Raw genomic sequence first — 4712 nt, 5'->3', positions numbered from 1 at the left:
CGTAATCGTGGTCGGATTTTTCGACAACGACAACGACAACGACAACGACAACGACAGCGGACCCGGGATCTCGGTCACCACATCAGTTCTGATCGCACCCTGCGCCGCCGCCGCGGGCCGCCAGTCGGGTCGGCGGGGCCAGGGTTGTGGCCGAGACGCCCGCGTCCGCGGAAAATTCAGGCCCCGGGGTCCCGGAGGCTCGATCGGGACTACCATCCAGGCCCATTCGGGCTAAGATCGCGCTTCGCCGAATTGCCCTCGCCATCCTGTTCTATCCTTCACCGCGGAGACTCTGGTCCACGTCATGAGCAAGCCACACCCGTTACTCGTCTCCCGGACCCTGGACAGCCTGGACAGCCTGGGGAAGGTGGTCACGGCGCGCGACGCGGTGCGCCTGATCGACAGCGGCGACACCCTGGCGACCGGCGGCTTTGTCGGGATCGGCTTTGCCGAAGGCCTGGCCGTAGCCCTGGAGGAGCGCTTTCTGGAGACCGGCGAGCCCCGCGACCTGACCCTGATGTATGCCGCCGGGCAGGGCGACGGCGGTGAGCGGGGCCTGAACCACCTGGCCCACGAGGGGCTGCTGCGGCGCATCATCGGCGGCCACTGGGGCCTGGCCCCCAAGCTCGGCCGGCTGGCGACGGGCAACCGGATCGAGGCCTACAACCTGCCCCAGGGGGTGATCTCGCACTGGTTTCGGGACGTGGCGGCCGGGCGTCCGGGGGTCTTCTCGCGCATCGGGCTCGGTACCTTCGTGGACCCCCGCCATGGGGGCGGCAGGCTCAACGCGCGCACCACCGAGGAGATCGTGGAAGTGGTGACCCTCCAGGGCCAGGAGTATCTGTTCTACCCCAGTCGGCCGGTGGACGTGGCCCTGCTGCGCGGGACGACCGGGGACTCGGACGGCAACATCACGATGGAGAAGGAGGCCCTGTTCCTGGAGGCCCTGGCCATCGCCACCGCCGCCCACAATTCGGGGGGGCTGGTGATCGTGCAGGTGGAGCGCATCGCCGAGCGCGGCTCGCTGCCGGCCAAGGCGGTGAAGATCCCCGGGGTGCTGGTGGACTGTGTGGTGGTTGCCGAGGCCCCGGAGCACCACTGGCAGACCTTCGCCACGCCCTACGATGCCGCCTTTGCGAGCGAGATGCGCGCGCCGATGCGCTCCGTCGCCCCCATGCCGCTGGACCCGCGCAAGATCATCGCGCGCCGCGCGGCCTGTGAGCTCAAGCCCAACAGCGTGGTGAATCTGGGGATCGGGATGCCGGAGGGGGTGGCCAACGTGGCCCATGAGGAGCGCATCCTGGAACTCCTGACGCTGACCACCGAGCCCGGGACCATCGGCGGTCTGCCCGCCGGGGGGCTCAATTTCGGTGCCGCCCGCAACGCCCAGGCGATCATCGACCAGCCGGCCCAGTTCGATTTCTACGACGGCGGGGGCCTGGACCTGGCCTGCCTGGGGATGGCCCAGACGGACCGCGAGGGCAACGTCAATGTCAGCAAGTTCGGCAGCAAGCTGGCCGGGGCCGGGGGCTTCATCAATATCAGCCAGAGTGCCAAGACCCTGGTCTTCGTCGGCACCTTCACCGCCGGCAAGTGTCGGCTCGCGGTGGCGGACGGCCGCCTGGAGATCCACGAGGACGGGCCCGCGGCCAAGTTCGTGGAGCAGGTCGAACATCGCACCTACAGCGGCCGCTATGCCGTTGCCAAGGGTCAGCCGGTGCTCTATGTGACCGAGCGCTGTGTCTTTCGTCTGCGTCCGGACGGCCTGGAACTGATCGAGATCGCCCCGGGGGTGGATCTGGAGCGCGACATCCTGGCGCGCATGGCCTTCCGGCCGATCATGGACTGGCCCCCGCGCCTGATGGACGCGCGCATCTTCCGCCATCCCTCGATGGGACTGCGGGCCGACCTGTTGGAGATCCCGTTGGACGAGCGCCTGACTTACGACCCGCGCTCGCAGCGCTTTTTCGTCAACTTCGAGCGCCTGGCCATCAAGACCGAGGAGGATATCGCCGCGGTGCGGGCGGCGGTCACCGCCAAGCTTGGGTCCCTGGGCCGCAAGGTGGACGTGATCCTCAACTACGATCACTTCAGCATCCGCCCGGACCTGGAGGAGGCCTACATCGCCATGGTGAAGGACCTGGCCGGGCGTTACTATGCGGGGGTAACCCGCTACACCACCAGCACCTTCCTACGCATGAAGCTTGGCCGCGCCCTGGCCGCACGCCCCTTGGCCCCCCACATCTACGAAAGCGAGGAGGAGGCGCGCGCGCCGCTGCACGAGGACGGTGCCTCAAGTCCTCTCACGGAGACACGAAGACACGGAGAAGAAACACTCAAGCGCTGAAACGACTGAGCCCGGCAAGCGCGCGCCGGGAGGCAATGCCGCAAGCACTTGGGCAAAGGCTGCCCGCCGGAACCCCATCATTATGTTCTTAGAAGAAATTTCTCTCTTCGTGCCTCCGTGTCTCCGTGAGAGAATCTCTTGATCTTCCGGTGCCGGGCGGGTCGGGAAACCCGCCCGGCAAGACCTCAGGTCTTGGTGACCTTTTTCACCATGTCCTGGATCTCGGCGAGCCCCTCGTTCATCCGCGACTGGATGATTTCCAGGGAGTCGGTGTTGGACTTGGTCATGACCTCGGCCAGTTCCTTCACGTTGGCGAAGGCCTTCTCGAATGCCTGCTTGGCGAGTTCCGCCTGCTTTTCGGTCAGTTCCTTGGGATCCTTGACGGAGGACAGCTCGGAGGTCGCCACGCGCATCTGCTCCAGGGCGTCCTTGACGATCTCGGTCTGGCGCTTGATCAGGGCCTGCGCGCCGTCGCTGGCCGCCTTGGTGGCCGCAGTGACCGCCTCGATGTTCTTGCGGTACGCCACCATCATCGCGTCCATGTCCAGGCCCGGGATCTGCATCTGCTTGAACAGGGACTCGAAATCGGTGAAGGGGTTCTTGGTGTCGCTCATTTTCAGGTTCTCCTCTGGTCGTTTGGCTGGCCGCGTACAATGGCGGCGAACCCGCACTTTATGTGAGCGGCGGGATCAGGGTCAAATCGGAATCACCGGGCAGCCGTCCCGGGACCCGCCCGTCACCCGTTCCGGGGGCGTGGAACGCCGCGGCGCTTGGCGGTTTCGGCCGCAGGCTTTACGATCGCCACCCCAGACCACAAACCCCAGTCCCCCCGACCCGGGTGGACTCACCACCACCATCAACTATCCAACACGAAACGAGGAGATACCCGCATGAGTAGAGATGTTGTCGTTCTGAGCGCCGTGCGCTCGCCCATTGGCGCCTTCGGTGGTTCTCTGGCCGATTTCGAGGCCAGCGAACTGGCCGGCATCGTGATGAAGGAGGCGATCGCCCGCTCCGGGGTCGATCCCAAGCTGATCAGCTACGTGACCGTCGGCAATATCATCCCGACCGACTCGCGCTACGCCTATGTCTCGCGCGTGTCCTCCATCCAGGCCGGGCTGCCGATCGAGTCGGTTGCCATGGGGGTGTCGCGGCTGTGCGGCTCCGGCCTTCAGGGGATCGTCACCACCGCGCAGAACATCATGCTGGGCGATGCCGACTACGGCATCGGCGGCGGCGTGGAGGTCATGTCCAAGGGCACCTACATGCTGGGCGCCCTGCGCTCCGGCGCGCGCATGGGCGACACCACGGCGCTCGACTCGATGGTCGCCGTCCTGACCGACCCCTTCGGCGTCGGCCACATGGGCATCACCGCCGAGAACCTCGCCGTCAAGTACGGCATCACCCGGGAGGCGCAGGACGCCTTCGCCGTCGAGTCCCAGCGCCGGGCCGCCGCCGCCATCGCCGGTGGTCATTTCAAGTCCCAGATCATGCCGATCGTCAAGCAGACCCGCAAGGGTGAGGTGGTGTTCGACACCGACGAGCATCCGCGGGCCGGCGTCACGCTGGAGGCCCTGGCCAAGATGAAGCCGGCCTTCAAGAAGGACGGCACCGTCACCGCCGGCAATGCCTCCGGCATCAACGACGGCGCCGCCTTCTTCGTCCTGGCCGCGGCCGATGTGGCCGCCAAGGCGGGCTACAAGCCCATGGCCCGGCTCGTCTCCTATGCCGTGGCCGGCGTACCGCATGAGACCATGGGCGAGGGTCCGATCCCGTCGACCCGCCTGGCCCTGAAGAAGGCCGGCCTGACGCTGGGCCAGATGGATGTCATCGAGTCCAACGAGGCCTTCGCCGCCCAGGCCCTGTCGGTCGCCAAGGAACTCGAGCTCGACCCGGCCAAGACCAACCCGAACGGCGGTGCCATCGCCCTGGGCCACCCGGTGAGCTGCACCGGCGCCTTCATCGCGACCAAGGCCATCTATGAACTTCATCGCACCGGCGGCAAGTACGCCCTGGTGACCATGTGCATCGGCGGTGGTCAGGGCATCGCGGCGATCTTCGAGCGGATGGGCTGATTGTCGCCCCGCCGCGGCGCTCGGGCCTTGGCCCGGGCGCCGCGGCAGCGTTCTCATGCCGGACGGGCATTTTCCCCGTCCACTCTAATGCCGGCTCGTGCCGGACGGGGCATCCGAGACTGTGAAAGTATTATGCTATTGTAAATAATAGAGATTTCTCAGCGCGCCGAGGCGAAATCGGGGCGAAATCGGCACAAAATAGCAATTTGCGGCGCTTTTGGCTCGAAACCGCATCACGATTAAGCGCTATATAACTGATAAAACAGGCTCGAATACTTGCCCAGTCTCAT

Annotated in this window: 4 protein-coding genes; 3 read left to right on the top strand and 1 reads right to left on the bottom strand. The window is 66.1% G+C overall.

The window, feature by feature from the left end; translation table 11 throughout:
- Both QZY48_RS31775 and QZY48_RS31770 read left to right on the top strand, forming a co-directional pair.
- Window positions 1-235, top strand: a 235-nt coding sequence (locus tag QZY48_RS31775) for a hypothetical protein (protein WP_295438223.1), incomplete at its 5' end; no start/stop codon positions are given.
- Window positions 236-304: 69 nt separating this feature from the next.
- Window positions 305-2347 carry an acyl CoA:acetate/3-ketoacid CoA transferase gene (locus tag QZY48_RS31770; protein ID WP_295438220.1) on the top strand — a complete coding sequence of 681 codons (2043 nt, stop codon included), beginning with the start codon at window positions 305-307 and terminating at the stop codon, window positions 2345-2347.
- A gap of 185 nt (window positions 2348-2532) precedes the next feature.
- Here the strand turns inward: QZY48_RS31770 and QZY48_RS31765 are convergent, their stop codons facing one another.
- Complete coding sequence (locus tag QZY48_RS31765; RefSeq protein ID WP_295438217.1) at window positions 2533-2961, bottom strand: phasin family protein; 429 nt, start codon at window positions 2959-2961, stop codon at window positions 2533-2535.
- A gap of 276 nt (window positions 2962-3237) precedes the next feature.
- Here QZY48_RS31765 and QZY48_RS31760 point away from each other — a divergent pair, with 276 nt between their 5' ends.
- Window positions 3238-4422: an acetyl-CoA C-acyltransferase family protein gene (locus QZY48_RS31760; protein WP_295438215.1), complete on the top strand. Its 1185-nt coding sequence runs from the start codon at window positions 3238-3240 to the stop codon at window positions 4420-4422.
- Window positions 4423-4712 lie beyond the last annotated feature (290 nt).

Origin of the sequence: uncultured Thiodictyon sp. (assembly GCF_903828115.1) — a bacterium.
Classification (GTDB): Bacteria; Pseudomonadota; Gammaproteobacteria; order Chromatiales; family Chromatiaceae; genus Thiodictyon.
This window is presented reverse-complemented; position numbering and strand designations above follow the sequence as displayed.

What these genes read in the sequence shown, in the direction of transcription:
- QZY48_RS31770 (WP_295438220.1), top strand. Translation starts at nt 305, where the DNA reads ATGAGCAAGCCACACCCGTTACTCGTCTCCCGGACCCTGGACAGCCTG.
- QZY48_RS31765 (WP_295438217.1), bottom strand. Translation starts at nt 2,961, where the DNA reads ATGAGCGACACCAAGAACCCCTTCACCGATTTCGAGTCCCTGTTCAAG.
- QZY48_RS31760 (WP_295438215.1), top strand. Translation starts at nt 3,238, where the DNA reads ATGAGTAGAGATGTTGTCGTTCTGAGCGCCGTGCGCTCGCCCATTGGC.